Raw genomic sequence first — 15,577 nt, forward strand, 5'->3', positions numbered from 1 at the left:
CGCACCGTTCACCTAAGGAGCACCATGACTGAAGTACTGATCGACAAGCGCGACGGCCTCGGGCTGATCACGCTGAACCGGCCCAAGGCCATCAACGCGCTGAATCACCCCATGGCGCTGGCGATCACCGACGCACTGCGCGCGTGGGCCGAGGACGACGAGGTGCGCACCGTCGTGGTCACCGGCGCGGGGGAGCGCGGGCTGTGCGCGGGGGGCGATATCGTCGCCATTCACGCCGACGCGCTCGTGCTGAACGATCGCTCCGCGACGCCCGATACCGCAAGCGCGGATTCGCCGACCGGCGTGTTCTGGCGCGACGAGTACATCCTCAACGCGCTGATCGGTCGCTACCCGAAGCCGTACGTGGCGATCATGGACGGCATCGTGATGGGCGGCGGCGTCGGCCTTTCCGGCCACGGCAGCCACCGCATCGTCACCGAGCGGTCCAAGATCGGCATGCCCGAGGTGGGCATCGGCTTCATCCCTGACGTCGGCGGCACCTACCTGCTCTCGCGCGCGCCCGGCGAGATCGGCACGCACGTCGCGCTGACCACCGCGCGGATGGGCGCGGGCGACGCCATCGAGGCCGGCTTCGCCGACTACTACGTGCCTTCGGAGCACATCCCGGCCCTGCTGGAGACGCTGCGCACCGAGACAGCGGAGGTGGCGATCGCGAAGTTCGCCATGGCGGCGCCGGAATCCGAGTTGTTCGCGCAGCGGGACTGGATCGACGCCTGCTACGGCGCCGACACCGTCGAGGAGATCGTGGCGCGGCTGCAAGCATCCGACGCACCGGAGGCTGCGAAGGCGGCCTCCGACCTGCTCGCCAAATCGCCTGTCGCGCTGAAGGTCACGCTGCGCTCGTTGCGGGCGGCCGGTGCTCTGCCGAGCCTGGAGTCGGTGCTGAACAAGGAGTATCGCGTCTCCGTCGCCTCGCTGCGCTCGCACGATCTGGTCGAGGGCATCCGCGCGCAGGTGATCGACAAGGACCGCAATCCGCAGTGGCGACCGGCGACCCTCGCCGAGGTCACCGACGCGCAGGTGGCGGCGTACTTCGCCGAATTGGGCGACAAGGAACTGGGTTTGGCTACACCGGAGGCACGGCAGTGACGACAAAGATCGGTTTCCTCGGCCTCGGCCACATGGGCGCGCCCATGGCGGCCAACTTGGTCGAGTCGGGTTATGACGTGCTCGCCTTCGACCCGGTGCCCGCGGCGCAGGAGCAGGCGCGCAAGGACGGCGCGACCGTCGTCGACACGGCCGTCGCGGCGGCCGTCGACCGTGACGTGGTGATCACCATGCTGCCCAACGGCAAGCTGGTGCTCGACGTCTACGCCGACCTGCTGCCCGCCGCGCAGCCGGGCACCCTGTTCATCGACTGCTCCACCATCGACGTCGCCGACGCCAAGGAAGCGGCCGCGCTGACCGTCGCGGCCGGGCACCGCGCTTTGGACGCGCCGGTCTCGGGCGGCGTCGCCGGCGCGGCCGCGGGCACCCTGACCTTCATGGTGGGTGGTGCGGCGGCCGATTTCGCGGACGCGCTCCCGGTGCTCGAGGTAATGGGCGGCAAGGTCGTGCACTGCGGCGATGCGGGCGTCGGCCAAGCCGCCAAGATCTGCAACAACATGCTGCTCGGCATCTCGATGATCGGCCTGTCCGAGGCGCTGGTGCTCGGCGAGAAGCTGGGCCTGAGCCACCAGTCGTTCTTCGACGTGGTCTCCACCGCGTCGGGCCAGAGCTGGGCGCTGACCAGCTATTGCCCGGTCCCCGGCCCGGTCCCGACCAGCCCGGCGAACAACGACTACCAGCCCGGATTCGCCACCGCGCTGATGACCAAGGACCTCGGTCTCGCCGCGAACGCCTTGCGCGCCAACGGCATCGACGGGCAGCTCGGCGCGCTCGCCGCGGAGATCTACAGCCGGTTCAACCAGACGGACGCGGGCAAGGACTTCTCGGCTATCGTCACCGATATCCGTAACCGATCCGAGCAAGAGGTGACCGAGTGAGCGACTTCGAGACGATTCTGCTGGAGCGCAAGGGCCGGGTCGGCTGGATCACACTGAACCGGCCGAAGGCGCTCAACGCGCTGAACGCGCAGGTCCTCGATGACGTGATCGCCGCGCTGGACGAGCTCGAGCGCGACGACGCGATCGGCGCGGTCGTCATCACCGGCTCGGAGCGGGCCTTCGCCGCGGGCGCCGACATCAAGGAGATGCAGCCCAAGTCGTACATGGACATGTTCATGGACGATTTCTTCGCGCGCTGGGACCGGCTGGCGAACTTCCGCAAGCCCACCATCGCGGCGGTCGCGGGCTACGCGCTCGGCGGCGGCTGTGAGCTGGCGATGATCTGCGACATCCTGATCGCCGCCGACACGGCCAAGTTCGGGCAGCCGGAGATCAAGCTGGGCGTCATCCCAGGCATCGGCGGCTCGCAGCGGCTGACCAGGGCAATCGGCAAGGCCAAGGCCATGGACCTGGTGCTGACCGGCCGCAACATGGACGTCGAGGAAGCCGAGCGCGCCGGACTGGTCTCGCGCATCGTGCCCGCCGCCGAACTGCTCGACACCGCGCTCGAGGTGGCGGAGACCATTGCCGCGATGTCGCTGCCGGTCGCCATGATCGCGAAGGAGGCGGTGAACCGCTCCTTCGAGACCACCCTCGCCGAGGGGCTGCGTTTCGAGCGTCGTGTCTTCCACTCGCTGTTCGCGATCGAGGATCAGAAGGAAGGCATGACCGCCTTCGTCGACAAGCGGCCCGCGAAGTTCAGCAACCGCTGAGTCCGTTTACGGCTCGCGCGTTCGCCTTTCGGTGCGTTCGCGCGAGCCGTTGTCGTTTCCGTGGGAAAGCGACCCGCGTTGGAATCGCGCCATGCTAGCCAACGGGATGCGGGGGCTCCGGCCTCAGTTGCCCGAGGGCTGCGGGGTGGTGCGCAGTTCGATATGCGTCGGCGCGGTTCCCCCGGTCGGTGGGTGTGCCGAATCCCGTTCCACGGCGAGCAAACCGGCGATGGTCGCGCCGAGTGCCGCGGTGACCGCCACGGCGGCGATGATCTTTCGGCGGCCGACGCTCGCGGGGGCGAGCGTGGGCAGGGCGCCTGTCCGCAGCCGCGCCATGCGCACATCGCCGGATGGGCGTTCGGCGGCGAACAGCAACGCCCCTCGCGCCGAGACGTAATCCGGCTCCGGGTCGTAGATCAGCGGCAGGTCGACCAGTTCGGCCAGCTCGCCGCGCACGCTCGGGCTGCGGGTGCAGCCGCCGACCAGGACGAGCGCCTCGGGCCGCACCCCGGCCTCCTCGATGAGCTGGCGGACGAACGACACGGAGTGGTGGATGCCCGCGGCGCACAGTTCGGCCAGATCGCTGCGGGTCACCACGGCTCGTCCGCCGGAGCCGGGATCGGTCGCGGTGACCACCCGCGCGCTGCTCAGCGCCTCGCGGTGCCGCCTGCTGGTGAGCCGATCGGTGAGCACGCCTTCGCGGGCCAGTTGCCAGCGCAGCAGCGCGTCGTAGCCGTCGCCGCCGAGTACGGTGCTGCGTTTGCTGGAAAGGATGGCGTCGGTGCGGCAGTCGGCGTGCGTGACGGTCAGCCCGGAGCTGCCGAGGTCGTAGAGGATCACGGTGCCGGAGTCCGGAAGCTTGCCGGTGAAGCGCAGGTAGCGCAGCTGGGCCAGCGGCTCGTCGACGATGGTGAGCCTGCTGCGGCCCGCGGCGGACCGGATGGCGTCGGCGTGCAGAGTGCAGCGGCAGGTGACGGCGGTGCCGGTGATCAGCTCATCGCGCAGCTGGGCCGAGCGGCACATCTCGCGGATCGCCTCGAACACGGCCTCCTCTACGCCCGCGCCCGCGCGGCGCGGGACATCGCAGCGATCGATCGGGGGAAGGTGCGGTTGGTCGCTATGCGTCAACATCGCGCGCGCACCACCAGCGCCCGCCGATACCCCCAAGACCAGCACCATGGATCCATGGTGGACCTTTTCTCCTCCGCTGCCAAGGCAACGCCGCCGCGAATTCGCTAGTTGGATGCCGGACTGTTACGCGGAGGTCGATTCCCTGGTGTATGAGACCGCCAGGTACGGAACGGGGTTCGGTGCAGTTCAGCGTTCCCTGGTGTTCCAGCGGGCCGGCGCGTCGCCGGTGTCGAAGTCGCCCGCGGCATGCCGGAATTCCGCCAGCAGCTGCAACAGCAGGTGCAGCCGATCCGGCCGAAGACCCGGGTGGGCGAACACCTTCGCGTTCAGTTCCTCGGTGGCTTCGGCGACCAATTCCCTTCCGGCGTCGGTGATTTCGATGAGAGTGGCGCGGCGGTCGCTGGGATGCGGTACCCGCTCGACGAGGCGTGCCGCCTCCAGTCGGTCGACGGTGTTGGTGACGCTGGTCGGGTGCACCTGGAGCCGGGCGCTGGCCTTCGCCATCGGCAGCGCGCCGGTCTTGCTGAAGCTCAGCAGCATGAGCAGTTCGTACCGGGAGAAGGTCAGACCGGTCGGTTTCAGTGCTTCGTCCACCCGGGCCATCACGATTTGCTGTGCGCGGACCAGAGAGGTCACCGCCGCCATCCCGTCGGCGACATCGCCCCAGCCGTGGCCGACCCACTGGCGGTGGGCCTCCTCGATCGGATCGACTGGGAGCGGGCGTGACCGAGACATTCCCCGATCATTGCATGCCGGGCGGTTCTCTCCCCGTCGCGTGCTCGACGTTCCGGCGATATCGGCGTGTGGGGCCGGCCCAAGCCCGAGTGGGATCGGGGCGATCTCTCGAGCTGCCGCGAGGTTTGAATCAGCTCGAGCCCAAGCCTGGTCGCCGGTGGCGCGGCCCGGCATTCTCGAATGCGAGGCGGGCGTGGCTGAGTGGTTGAGGCAACGGTCTGCAAAGCCGTTTACGCGGGTTCGATTCCCGCCGCTCGCTCTAGGCAAGATCGGATGCGCCGGTCGTCGGAGCCTCGGTTCGGTGTTACGCCACCGCCGGACCGGGGCGCCGTCGATGTTCGCGCCTTCCCCTCGTCGGTTTCCGTCCGTTCAGGACAGGCCGGAAGAATCCCGCGCGACAACGTGATTACGGTCGGCGAAGGTTCCGAGGGTGTAATCGGGCAGCAGTCCGAAATATTCGCCCCGGGTGGTGCTGCTCCACCGCCGAGCGTCCTCGGTGCGCGTCTTGTAGAAGTTCACCATGTAGCCGCCCTCGTACACGCGGAGCAGGCTGTAGCCGCCCGGATACTCCTTCACCGCGGCGACCTCCAGGAATTCCACCGCGATGTTCGCGTCCGGCCGGGTGCGGCGGTTGCGGTGGGTGTGGCCGCTGTGGTGCAGGAAGACGCCGGGCGCCCGCTCGTAAAGACGCTGGAGTTCGGCGCTGTCGGTGCCATCGAGGACGAAGGCCGGGCCCGCGGTGTTGGTGAGTCCCGATTCGACGGTCACCGGGTGGTGGCCGAAGACCAGCGTCGGACGGTCCGGGTCGGCGCGCAGCGCCTCGGCCAAGCGGTCGAACTGGGGTCGTTCGATGCGGCCGCCCGCGCCGTCGAGGTCGCTGGTGTCCACGCCGAGCAGCCGCAATCCGCCGACCTCGTGCTCGGCCAACTCCTGCCGGGCGAGGAAACTGTCGCCCCAGCAGTCGCGGTGCTCGCCGAGGTGGGTGCAGCCCTGGTAGTCGACGTGCGGGCGATCGTGATTGCCGCGCGTCACCAGGTAGTCGCTGCCGAGCGCGCCCCACGAGTCGAGCCGGGTGCGGACGGCGCGCGACTCCTCCGGGGTCGCCTCGCTGGTCAGATCTCCCGCGACGACAAGATGATTCACGCTCCTGGCCCGGAGGTCGTCGAGCAGCGCGGAAAGCATGACCTCGGGGTAGGGCGGGAGACCGGCCTGCTGGCGGAAGCCGGGCGGAAACGCGCCGATCACCAAGCCGCTCACCGTCTCTCCGTAGTGCACGTCGTTGGCCAGCGCGATGGTGCGCAACAGGCGGCCGGGCGGCGGCACCATGGTGGTGAATTCGCCGGTGGCCTCCGGTGTTCCGGGCGACCGCGTGGTGAGCGAGAGCGCGGGCGTCGCCCGCACGCCCTGCGACCACGCCTCGAATCGGTAGCGGCGGCCCGGCTCCAGACCGCCGATCTCGGCGTAGTGGAACGGCGTTCGATCGGGATCGGCGAAGACCGGGACCGGCGCTCGCGGCGAATCGGCCGGGCCGAGCCGAACTTCGGCGTCGGAGGCGACCGGGGTCAGGCGTCCAGACTCGTCCGCCGCCACGGTGGTCCAGGTGAGCACGACCGATCGGTCGGTGACGGTGACGACTTCCAGATCCGTCGCCAACAGCGAAACAGGCTGTGCCCGAGCGCGACTGACCGCCGTGCCGCTGACCGAGAGCAGTGCCGCGGAGGCGATCGCGCCGAGCAAGGTCCGGCGCGAGGGTCCGCAGCAGGTCATGATCGCGAGGGTACGGCAAGAATGTAGCCGCGATCCGGTCTACTTCGCGCTGCGCAGCGCCTGGTGCTGCTGCTCGAGCAGCCGGTGCGCGTCGTCCTGGGTCTTCGCCCAGATTTCGCCGACGTACCGGCCCGCGGTGACCAGGCAGAACCACGAATTTGCGCCGCCTTCCGGCTTGGAAAGACAAGTGGCGGAAGGGATTCCGGCGGGTGCTTGCGCAGGCTGGTATGCGCGCTGCATCTCGCCGAGAGCCGCGCTCAGGCGCTGCGCCCCGGCGGCGTCGTCGGCGCGGTAGACCGTGGTTCCCTTGTTTGCCATCGCATTCAGCCCGACCTCGCGGAACAGGGTCGCCGCCCGCGGCTGGTCCGGTGCGAAAAGCATCGCGCCGCGTTGGCGATACGCGCCCTGCTGCGCGTCGCCGTCACCGACGGCGAGGGCGAAGACGCCGTCAGGGTCATAGGGCAGCTCGGGATAGTCTGCGGCCGCCGTCGGACGGAACTCGTCCAGCAGCGGACGCTGTAATTCGAGGGCGCGCAGCGTGATTCGCTCCAGTTCTTCGCGAGACCCGGCCCGCACCCACGTGTAGATCACATATTCGCGGACGGCGGTGAAGGCCATGCTCTCGACGCGCCCCCGTTCTTCCTTGTGACTGAATTGCGTCTCCGGCGCCCCGGGCAGCGGTGCGGCCGTGCGGGATTGCGATTCCAGCAGGCCCCGGTAGTTCACCGCGCCGTCCGCGAGATCCTCGGCCGCCTTGCTCGCCGCGGCGGCATCCGGAAAACGCATCACGCCGTGCGTCAGGTCCTTCCGCCGCTCCCGGTCCCCGTTGGTGCGATGCGTGATGGCGCCGGTCAACAGCCCGTTGTCATCGGCCGCCGCCTTGATCGCATCATTGTGCCCCGCCATCACCAGCAGGGTCGCCGACGTCAGCACCCCCGCCCGCCCGTACACGGTGACGTCCGGATCGATATCCGTCGGCAGCGCAAGCACATCCGCCATCCGCGTACCCTCCGCCAGCATGCCTTGGTGACGCCGCTGATCCGGCGTCAACACGCTCGTCGGCGCCGCCGAAGTAGTCGTGGCTACCGAAGCCGGAACATCATCGGAATAACAAGAACTCAGGGCGATCATCGCAGCCACAAGGGCCCCCACCCGCAATACAGAACGCACCCGGCAATCCTGCCAAAGATCGAGTGCGTTGCCCACCGACCCCTCCGCAAGCCGACAGCGCGGCATAGATCAGCGGCGCACCCGCATTCGAACCGGCCACAGACGCCGATCGATCTCAGCGGCGGTCTCTCCGACGCACCGTCGATCGAGCAGGACGCCCAACGCCAGCTCCTTCACCCCGATGTGTCGTGTCATGGCGAACCCAAACCGAACGATTCCCCCAAAACCCAGCCCGCGACAGGGGGGTCCGGGGGCGCAGCCCGCCGGGCGGGGCGTGGGGGTCGCACCCCCACAAAACACTACGAAACGAGCAAAGGCCCACGCCCTCCGTGGGCATGGACCTGCTGCGAGTGGAGTGCCCTCGGCAGGATTCGAACCTGCGGCCTTCTGCTCCGGAGGCAGACGCTCTATCCCCTGAGCTACGAGGGCGGGATAGATCTCGGTCGGGCCGGGTGGTCCGATCGGGCGGGGCAAGCGTATCGCATCGTGCGCTGGACGCCAAAAAGAGCGTCGGGCCGGGGGCTTTCGCCTGGGCCGACCCGACGCCCGGTCAGTTGAGGGGGAGCGGGCTGCCGCCGCGGGCGGTGAGCATGGTGGTCAGCAGCCGGGATTCGGCCTGCTGGGTTTCGGCCATGCTGGCGGCGAGGGTGCGGACGGCCGTGGTCGCCGCGTGCTTGGCCGCGTATTCCATCATCGGCATGCCGCCCTGGTGGTGGCGCAGCATGAGGCGCAGGAAGATGACGTCGGCCTCGGGTGCGGGAGCTTGGCGCAGCGCCGCGAGCTCCTCCTGGGTCGCCATGCCGGGCATGCTCGCCATCGAACCGGACATCTGCTGCCCGCCGCCGTGTCCGTGCTCGGAGCCGGGCTCGCTCATCCACCCCATGAAACCGTCGGCGCCCTGCGCCGGCTTGTTCCACAGTTGCAGCCAGCCCTGCATCCGGCCGACCTGGTTCTGCTGGGTGGTCATGATGTCGTAGGCCAGCCTGCGCACGTCGTTGTCGGTGGAGCGCAGCAGGGCGATGCCCGCCATCTCGACGGCCTGCGCGTGGTGCGCGGACATGTCCTGGGCAAAGCCGACGTCGACGGCGGTCGGGTCGGGTTCGCCGGAGCCGCCGTCCAGCGGAAGCCGGACGAGGGTTCCGATGGCGAATCCGAGCAGGATGGCGCCGAGCGTGCCGAGGATCAGCAGCGCGACACCTTGCCTGCGCACCTGCGCTTTGAAGCCGTGCTCCGCGCCGGATTCGGTCTCGATATCGGCCTCCATCTAGGGGGCCGCCGTTGGCTCGGCAGGCGCACTGGGCAGTCCGGGCGCACCGGGCAGTCCGGGCGTGCCGGGCAATCCGGGGGCGCCGGGCAGGCCTGGAACACCGGGGATGCCGGGCACACCAGGGATTCCGGGCAGTCCGCCGCCGAGCTCGGACGGGTCGGTCGGGATGCCCGCACCGTCCATCGGCACCGCGTCCGGCCCGGGCGGCGCCGGGTCGAACGGCTCCGGGTTCTCCCTGTCGAAGTACGGGTTGGAGCAGGCAGCGCCGACCTCGGGGTAGGTGTACTGGTTCTGCCGCAGCGCGGTGATGAACTGGCTGACCCGCTTGTCGTCCGGGCTGTCCAGCTTCAGCTGATGGCCCCAGGATTGCAGCGAGACCGCGCTGTCCAGCCCCGGGTAGGGCGACATCAGCGTGTACTGCTTGCCTTCGACTTTCTTCTTCAGCGTGTCGATGCCCGCGGCATCCACCTTGTCGGGGTTGTAGGTGATCCACACGGCGCCGTGCTCGAGCGAGTGCACCGCGTTCTCGGTGCGGATCGGCTTGCCGTAGACGACGCCGGTGCAGTCGGCCCACGCCTGATCGTGCGGTCCACCGAACGGCGGCTTCTGGTCGTAGGCCACCCGCTGCGTCGGGTCGACGTGCTTGCCCGCGCCCTGCGCGTAGTCCTTCTTGACCACGCCGGCGATCTGATCCGAGGGATCCTTCTTCTGCGCGCTGGGCGTGTATTTGTCCAGTTCGGCCTGTTCGCGATATTTGGGGACCAGGCTGTAGGCGAGGGCGCCGATCAATGCGATGATTACTGCGGCCGCGCCGATGGCCAACCACGGGATCTGACGCTTCTTCGGAAGCTGGCCCTTGCCGCCGCCCCCCTTGCGGGAAGGCGACACCTTCCCGGCGGCTCGGACGGCCTTGGCCGACTTCGAGGCGCTGTTGCTATTCGGCATTGCTCGTTGCTCTCTCGATGTGATGAACCGCTGTGCTGTTCGTTACGGACGGATCCGGGGCAGTGCCCGCCCGACGGCGTACACCTGTCAAGACCATAGGATAGAGACTCGTGACTCCAGCTGACCTTGCAGATCTCCTTCGCTCCACCGCGGCGAAGGTGCTTGTCGAACGTGGACTGGACCCTGCAGTCCTGCCCGACGAGGTCAATGTGGAGCGCCCTCGCAATCCGGAACACGGTGACTATGCCACGAATGTGGCCATGCAGGTGGCCAAGAAGGCCGGAACGAATCCGCGCGAACTGGCCACCTGGCTGGCCGACGCGCTGAGCGCCGCCGAGGGCGTGTCCTCGGCGGAGGTCGCCGGTCCCGGCTTCCTGAACATCCGGCTCGCCGCCGCCGCGCAGGGCGCGATCGTGCAGAAAGTGCTCGCGGCAGGCGCGTCCTTCGGCACCGCCGACGCGCTCGCGGGTACCAGGATCAACCTGGAGTTCGTCTCGGCGAACCCGACCGGACCGATTCACCTCGGCGGCACCCGGTGGGCCTCGGTCGGCGACGCGCTCGGCCGCATCCTCGCCGCGCAGGGCGCCGACGTCACCCGCGAGTACTACTTCAACGACCACGGCGCGCAGATCGACCGGTTCGCCAACTCGCTGGTCGCCGCCGCCACCGGCGCGCCGACCCCGGAGGACGGGTACGCGGGCGCCTACATCGGCGAAATCGCCGACCAGGTCGTCGCTGGCAACCCGGGCGCCGTCGACCTGCCCGAGGACGAGCGGCACGAGGTGTTCCGCCGCGAGGGTGTCGAGCTGATGTTCGCGCACATCAAGCAGACGCTGCACGAGTTCGGCACCGACTTCGACGTCTACTTCAACGAGAGCTCGCTGTTCGCCTCTGGCGCGGTCGACAAGGCGGTCGAGGAGCTGAAGTCCTCCGGCAAGCTGTACGAGAAGGACGGCGCTTGGTGGATCGCCAGCTCCGAGTACGGCGACGACAAGGACCGGGTGGTCATCAAGAGCGACGGCAAGTCCGCCTACATCGCCGGTGACATCGCCTACTTCCACAACAAGCGCGGCCGCGGCTTCGATCTGTGCATCTACATGCTCGGCGCGGATCACCACGGCTACATCGGCCGCCTGAAGGCCGCCGCGGCAGCGTTCGGCGACGACCCGAACACCGTCGAGGTCCTGATCGGCCAGATGGTGAATCTGGTGAAAGACGGTGCGGCCGTGCGCATGAGCAAGCGCGCGGGCACGGTGGTGACGCTCGACGACCTGGTCGAGGCGATCGGCGTCGACGCGGCGCGCTACTCCCTGGTGCGGTCGTCGGTGAACTCCAGCATCGACATCGACCTGGACCTGTGGACCAAGCAGAACAACGAGAACCCGATCTACTACGTGCAATACGCGCACGCCCGCTCCAGCCGCATCATCGACAACTCGGCCGCGTTCGACTTCGCTTCGGTGGCACCGGATTTCGGCCTGATGTCCTCCGATCGCGAAGGCGAGCTGATCCGTACGCTGGGCGAGTACCCGCGGGTGATCGCGACGGCCGCCGAGATGCGGGAACCGCACCGCGTGGTGCGCTACCTGGAGGAACTGGCCGGTGCGTACCACCCGTTCCAGTCCGACGACGACATGCGGGTACTGCCGAAGGGTGACGAGCCGGTCACGCCGCTCAAGTCCGCCCGGCTCGAACTGGTGAAGGCCACCCGTCAGGTGCTGGCCAACGGCCTCGGCCTGCTCGGCGTCAGCGCCCCGGAGCGTATGTAGTGCGCGAGCGAGTCGAGTCGAAGAGGTCGTACCCGTCCACGTGCCCGGCGCGTGCGGCAAGGAAGGAACAACTATGAGCGCGCACCCCGCCGGGCCACGCCACGCAGAGATCCCCCATGCTCCCAACCTCCCGGAGCGGCCGACCGCCCCGAAGCAGATGATCGACCTGCCCGCGAACGTGTGGCCGCGCAACGCCTCCCGCGACGCCGACGGCGTCGTGCATCTCGCGGGCGTGCCGGTGCACGACCTGGCCGCGCAGTTCGGCACCCCGCTGTTCGTGGTGGACGAGGACGACTTCCGCTCCCGCTGCCGCGACATGGTGCAGGCCTTCGGCCCCAACGCCAGGGTGCACTACGCGTCCAAGGCGTTCCTGTGCGGTGAGATCGCGCGCTGGATCCGCGACGAGGGCCTCTCGCTGGACGTGTGCTCCGGCGGCGAGCTCGCGATCGCGCTGCACGCGGGTTTCCCCGCCGAGCGAATCGCGTTGCACGGCAACAACAAATCCGTCACCGAGCTGGAAGCCGCGGTGCAGGCGGGTGTCGGCCACGTGGTGGTCGACTCGCTGATCGAGATCGACCGCCTCGAAGCGGTGGCCGGGCGTGCCGGTGTGGTGCAGGACGTGCTGGTCCGCGTCACCGTCGGCGTGGAAGCCCATACGCACGAATACATTTCGACCGCGCACGAGGACCAGAAGTTCGGCTTCTCGATCGCGGGCGGCGACGCCATGGAGGCGCTCGCGCGCGTCTTCGAGGCCGGCAACCTCCGGCTGGTCGGCCTGCACTCGCACATCGGCTCGCAGATCTTCGAGATCGACGGGTTCGAGATCGCCGCGCGCCGCATGCTCGGCCTGCTGCGCGAGGCCATCGACAAGTTCGGCGTGGAACGCACCGCGCAGATCTCGACGCTGGATCTCGGTGGCGGACTGGGTATTTCGTACCTGCCCAACGACGACCCGCCGCCGCTGGGCGAGTTCGCGGCGAACCTGCGCCGCTTGGTCGCCGAAGAGGCGGCCCGCGCAGGCCTGCCCGAGCCCACCATCGCCGTCGAGCCGGGTCGCGCCATCGCAGGACCGGGCACCGTCACCCTGTACGAGGTCGGCACCATCAAGGACGTCTCGTTGGACGGCGGCCTGCACCGCCGCTACGTGAGCGTCGACGGCGGCATGAGCGACAACATTCGTCCCGCGCTCTACCAGGCCGACTACGACTGCCGCTTGGTCTCGCGCTCCTCGGACGCGCAGCCGGTGGTCGCGCGCGTCGTCGGAAAGCATTGCGAGAGCGGGGATATCGTCATTCGTGACACCTGGATGCCCGCCGACGTCGGCCCGGGCGACCTGGTGGCGGTGGCGGCGACCGGCGCGTATTGCTATTCGATGTCCAGTCGATACAACCAGTTGACCCGTCCGGCGGTCGTCGCCGTCCGCGACGGTCAGCCGCGACTGGTGCTGCGCCGGGAAACGGTGGCGGATCTGCTGAGTCTGGAGGTTGAGGCATGACCGAAGTAGCCAAGAACAGCATGTGGGGGACCGATCGCCCGATCGGCGTCGCGGTCCTCGGCATGGGCAATGTCGGCACCGAGGTCGTGCGGATTCTGCGGGATCACGCCGATGACCTGCACTCGCGGGTCGGCGCGCCGGTCGTGCTGCGCGGCGTCGCGGTGCGCAGCCTGGACAAGGATCGCGGCCTGCCCGCCGAACTGCTGACCACCGACGCCGACGCGCTGGTCGCCCGCCCCGACGTCGACCTGGTCGTCGAGGTCATCGGCGGCATCGATCCCGCGCGCCGCCTCATCCTGGCCGCGCTGAACGCGGGCAAATCCGTGGTGACCGCGAACAAGGCGCTGCTGGCCGACTACACCGGCGAACTCGCCGCGGCCGCCGAACGCAACCGCGCCGACCTGTACTTCGAGGCCGCCGTCGCGGGCGCCATCCCGGTGGTCCGCCCGCTGATCCAGTCGTTGTCCGGCGACCGGGTGAACCGCGTGGTCGGCATCGTGAACGGCACCACCAACTTCATCCTCTCGGCCATGGACGAGACCGGCGCCGACTACTCCGCGACCCTCGCCGAGGCCACCCGCCTCGGCTACGCGGAGGCCGATCCGACCGCCGACGTCGAGGGCTACGACGCGGCCGCCAAGGCGGCGATCCTCGCGTCCCTCGCGTTCCACACCCGCGTCACCGCGGCCGACGTGTACCGCGAGGGCATCTCCAAGATCACCGCGGAGGACCTGGAGACCGCGTCCGCGGTGAACTGCACGGTCAAACTGCTGGCAATCTGCGAGCGCGTCGACGCGGGCCCCGGCGAGCCGAGCGCCGCCGAGGGCGGCAAGGATCGCGTCTCGGTGCGGGTCTACCCGGCGCTGATCCCGCGCAGGCATCCGCTGGCCGCGGTCAGCGGCGCTTTCAACGCCGTGGTCGTCGAGGCCGAGAACGCGGGCAGGCTGATGTTCTACGGCCAGGGCGCCGGCGGCGCTCCGACCGCCTCCGCGGTGCTGGGCGACCTGGTGATGGCCGCACGGAACAAGTTCTTCGGTGGCCGCGCGCCGGGCGAATCGGTTTATGCTGAGCTACCGATCGCGCCGATCGGCGATACGCCCACCCGTTACCACGTGAACCTGCAGGTCGAAGACGTCCCCGGCGTCCTGGCCAAGGTGGCGGGCGAATTCGCCAAGCATGGGGTGAGCATCTCGACCGTCCGTCAGGAAGGGCACGGCGAGGGTGCGCGCCTGGTCGTGGTGACCCACCACGCGGTGGAGTCGGCGCTCGCGGACACCGTCGCCGCCTTGGCGGAGATGGCATCCGTCACATCAGTGACCAGCGTTTTGAGATTGGAAGGCACCGAGGAATGACGACAGCGTCGCGCAGCGACTCCATGAGGGGTGGCGGCCGGGAGACGGGTGGGCGGACCACTGGCGTCGCCCCGCAGACAGGAGTGCACTCCCGCTGGCCGGGTCTGATCGCGGCCTACCGTGATCGGCTCGCGGGTGCGGCCGACTGGGAGCCGGTCACGCTGTTCGAGGGCGGCACCCCCCTGGTGCCCGCCCCTTACCTGTCCGAGCTGACCGGCTGCGAGGTGTACCTCAAGGTCGAGGGCGCCAACCCGACCGGCTCGTTCAAGGACCGTGGCATGACCATGGCCATGACCGACGCCAAGTACCGCGGTCAGAAGGCGGTGCTCTGCGCGTCCACCGGCAACACCTCGGCGTCGGCCGCGGCGTACGCCACCCGCGCAGGCATGAGCTGCGCGGTGCTGATCCCGCAGGGCAAGATCGCGATGGGCAAGCTGGCCCAGGCCGTCATGCTCGGTGCGCAGATCATCCAGGTCGAGGGCAACTTCGACGACTGTCTCGAGCTGGCGCGCAAGGTCACCGCTGACTTCCCGGCCGTCGGCTTGGTGAACTCGGTGAACCCGGCCCGCATCGAGGGCCAGAAGACCGCGTCGTTCGAGATCTGCGACGTGCTCGGCAAGTCGCCCGACGTGCACGCGCTGCCGGTGGGCAACGCGGGCAACATCACCGCGTACTGGCGCGGCTACCGCGAGTACTACGCCGACGGCATCACCAACGGCCTGCCGCGCATGCTCGGCGTGCAGGCCGCGGGCGCGGCCCCGCTGGTCAACGGCGCTCCGGTGAAGGACCCGGAGACCATCGCCACCGCCATCCGCATCGGCGCACCGGCCTCGTGGAACGGCGCTGTCGAGGCCAAGGAGCAGTCCGGCGGCGCGTTCCGCGCGGCCACCGACGAGGAGATCCTCGAGGCGTACCACCTGGTCGCCGCGAAGGAGGGCGTCTTCGTGGAGCCCGCGTCGGCGGCCAGCGTGGCGGGCGTGCTCGCGGCGCGTAAGGAAGGCTGGCTGGACGCGGGCCTGACGGTGGTCTGCACCGTCACCGGCAACGGCCTCAAGGACCCCGACACCGCGCTGCTCGGCATGCCGCAGGTGCAGCCGATCGCGGTCGATCCCGTCGCGGTCGCCGCCCGACTCGAGCTGGCCTGAGTTGAGTTCGCGCGAAAGTCAG

13 protein-coding genes and 2 tRNA genes are annotated in these 15,577 nt (G+C 69.2%); 8 read left to right on the forward strand and 7 right to left on the reverse strand.

The window, feature by feature from the left end; translation table 11 throughout:
* The first annotated feature begins 24 nt into the window (after window positions 1–24).
* The 3 genes from AB0H50_RS33000 to AB0H50_RS33010 are packed head-to-tail and all read left to right on the forward strand — an operon-like array spanning window position 25 to window position 2,779.
* A complete protein-coding gene (locus tag AB0H50_RS33000) occupies window positions 25–1,110 on the forward strand; it encodes an enoyl-CoA hydratase/isomerase family protein (RefSeq protein WP_357460502.1) in 1,086 nt (361 codons plus the stop codon).
* Window positions 1,107–2,006 carry a 3-hydroxyisobutyrate dehydrogenase gene (gene mmsB, locus AB0H50_RS33005; protein ID WP_357460503.1) on the forward strand — a complete coding sequence of 300 codons (900 nt, stop codon included), beginning with the start codon at window positions 1,107–1,109 and terminating at the stop codon, window positions 2,004–2,006. Before AB0H50_RS33000 ends, mmsB begins: the two co-directional genes overlap by 4 nt.
* Window positions 2,003–2,779 (forward strand): enoyl-CoA hydratase, encoded by a 777-nt coding sequence (locus AB0H50_RS33010; protein ID WP_357460506.1) that lies wholly within the window; start codon window positions 2,003–2,005, stop codon window positions 2,777–2,779. Before mmsB ends, AB0H50_RS33010 begins: the two co-directional genes overlap by 4 nt.
* 123 nt (window positions 2,780–2,902) lie before the next feature.
* On the opposite strand, the gene AB0H50_RS33015 is transcribed toward AB0H50_RS33010, so the two are convergent.
* Together AB0H50_RS33015 and AB0H50_RS33020 are read right to left on the reverse strand one after the other, a co-directional pair.
* Window positions 2,903–3,910 (reverse strand): Hsp70 family protein, encoded by a 1,008-nt coding sequence (locus AB0H50_RS33015; RefSeq protein ID WP_357460508.1) that lies wholly within the window; start codon window positions 3,908–3,910, stop codon window positions 2,903–2,905.
* A gap of 186 nt (window positions 3,911–4,096) precedes the next feature.
* On the reverse strand, window positions 4,097–4,645 hold the full coding sequence (locus AB0H50_RS33020) for a MarR family transcriptional regulator (protein ID WP_357460510.1): 549 nt from the start codon (window positions 4,643–4,645) through the stop codon (window positions 4,097–4,099).
* A gap of 187 nt (window positions 4,646–4,832) precedes the next feature.
* Between AB0H50_RS33020 and AB0H50_RS33025 the strand changes: the two genes are divergently transcribed.
* Window positions 4,833–4,904 (forward strand) — tRNA-Cys (locus AB0H50_RS33025).
* Between the two features lie 110 nt (window positions 4,905–5,014).
* Here the strand turns inward: AB0H50_RS33025 and AB0H50_RS33030 are convergent.
* The 5 genes from AB0H50_RS33030 to AB0H50_RS33050 all read right to left on the reverse strand — a co-directional run bounded on the left by AB0H50_RS33030 (window position 5,015) and on the right by AB0H50_RS33050 (window position 9,794).
* The gene (locus AB0H50_RS33030; RefSeq protein WP_357460512.1) at window positions 5,015–6,412 is read right to left on the reverse strand and encodes a metallophosphoesterase; all 1,398 of its coding nucleotides are present in this window, start codon (window positions 6,410–6,412) and stop codon (window positions 5,015–5,017) included.
* 39 nt (window positions 6,413–6,451) lie between these two features.
* On the reverse strand, window positions 6,452–7,618 hold the full coding sequence (locus AB0H50_RS33035) for a hypothetical protein (protein ID WP_357460514.1): 1,167 nt from the start codon (window positions 7,616–7,618) through the stop codon (window positions 6,452–6,454).
* Between the two features lie 320 nt (window positions 7,619–7,938).
* Window positions 7,939–8,011, reverse strand: a tRNA-Arg gene (locus AB0H50_RS33040).
* 121 nt (window positions 8,012–8,132) lie between these two features.
* Window positions 8,133–8,846 carry a DUF305 domain-containing protein gene (locus AB0H50_RS33045; protein WP_357460516.1) on the reverse strand — a complete coding sequence of 238 codons (714 nt, stop codon included), beginning with the start codon at window positions 8,844–8,846 and terminating at the stop codon, window positions 8,133–8,135.
* Window positions 8,847–9,794 carry a DUF3105 domain-containing protein gene (locus tag AB0H50_RS33050; RefSeq protein ID WP_357460518.1) on the reverse strand — a complete coding sequence of 316 codons (948 nt, stop codon included), beginning with the start codon at window positions 9,792–9,794 and terminating at the stop codon, window positions 8,847–8,849.
* Window positions 9,795–9,904: 110 nt separating this feature from the next.
* Between AB0H50_RS33050 and argS the strand changes: the two genes are divergently transcribed.
* The 4 genes from argS (at window position 9,905) to thrC (ending at window position 15,555) form a co-directional block, all read left to right on the forward strand.
* On the forward strand, window positions 9,905–11,563 hold the full coding sequence (gene argS / locus AB0H50_RS33055; RefSeq protein ID WP_357460520.1) for an arginine--tRNA ligase: 1,659 nt from the start codon (window positions 9,905–9,907) through the stop codon (window positions 11,561–11,563).
* 73 nt (window positions 11,564–11,636) lie between these two features.
* Complete coding sequence (gene lysA / locus AB0H50_RS33060) at window positions 11,637–13,058, forward strand: diaminopimelate decarboxylase (RefSeq protein ID WP_357460523.1); 1,422 nt, start codon at window positions 11,637–11,639, stop codon at window positions 13,056–13,058.
* Window positions 13,055–14,410 (forward strand): homoserine dehydrogenase, encoded by a 1,356-nt coding sequence (locus AB0H50_RS33065; protein ID WP_357460525.1) that lies wholly within the window; start codon window positions 13,055–13,057, stop codon window positions 14,408–14,410. Before lysA ends, AB0H50_RS33065 begins: the two co-directional genes overlap by 4 nt.
* Window positions 14,411–14,433: 23 nt before the next feature.
* On the forward strand, window positions 14,434–15,555 hold the full coding sequence (thrC, locus tag AB0H50_RS33070) for a threonine synthase (RefSeq protein WP_357460578.1): 1,122 nt from the start codon (window positions 14,434–14,436) through the stop codon (window positions 15,553–15,555).
* Window positions 15,556–15,577: the final 22 nt, after the last annotated feature.

It is taken from the genome of Nocardia sp. NPDC050793 (assembly GCF_040654065.1).
In the GTDB taxonomy this organism is placed as follows: domain Bacteria; phylum Actinomycetota; class Actinomycetes; order Mycobacteriales; family Mycobacteriaceae; genus Nocardia.

Bases quoted from the DNA above. Each gene is read 5' to 3' on its own strand.
- lysA (WP_357460523.1), top strand. From the start codon at position 11,637: ATGAGCGCGCACCCCGCCGGGCCACGCCACGCAGAGATCCCCCATGCT.
- thrC (WP_357460578.1), top strand. From the start codon at position 14,434: ATGAGGGGTGGCGGCCGGGAGACGGGTGGGCGGACCACTGGCGTCGCC.
- AB0H50_RS33020 (WP_357460510.1), bottom strand. From the start codon at position 4,645: ATGTCTCGGTCACGCCCGCTCCCAGTCGATCCGATCGAGGAGGCCCAC.
- AB0H50_RS33050 (WP_357460518.1), bottom strand. From the start codon at position 9,794: ATGCCGAATAGCAACAGCGCCTCGAAGTCGGCCAAGGCCGTCCGAGCC.
- AB0H50_RS33045 (WP_357460516.1), bottom strand. From the start codon at position 8,846: ATGGAGGCCGATATCGAGACCGAATCCGGCGCGGAGCACGGCTTCAAA.
- AB0H50_RS33065 (WP_357460525.1), top strand. From the start codon at position 13,055: ATGACCGAAGTAGCCAAGAACAGCATGTGGGGGACCGATCGCCCGATC.
- AB0H50_RS33015 (WP_357460508.1), bottom strand. From the start codon at position 3,910: ATGTTGACGCATAGCGACCAACCGCACCTTCCCCCGATCGATCGCTGC.
- AB0H50_RS33030 (WP_357460512.1), bottom strand. From the start codon at position 6,412: ATGACCTGCTGCGGACCCTCGCGCCGGACCTTGCTCGGCGCGATCGCC.
- AB0H50_RS33000 (WP_357460502.1), top strand. From the start codon at position 25: ATGACTGAAGTACTGATCGACAAGCGCGACGGCCTCGGGCTGATCACG.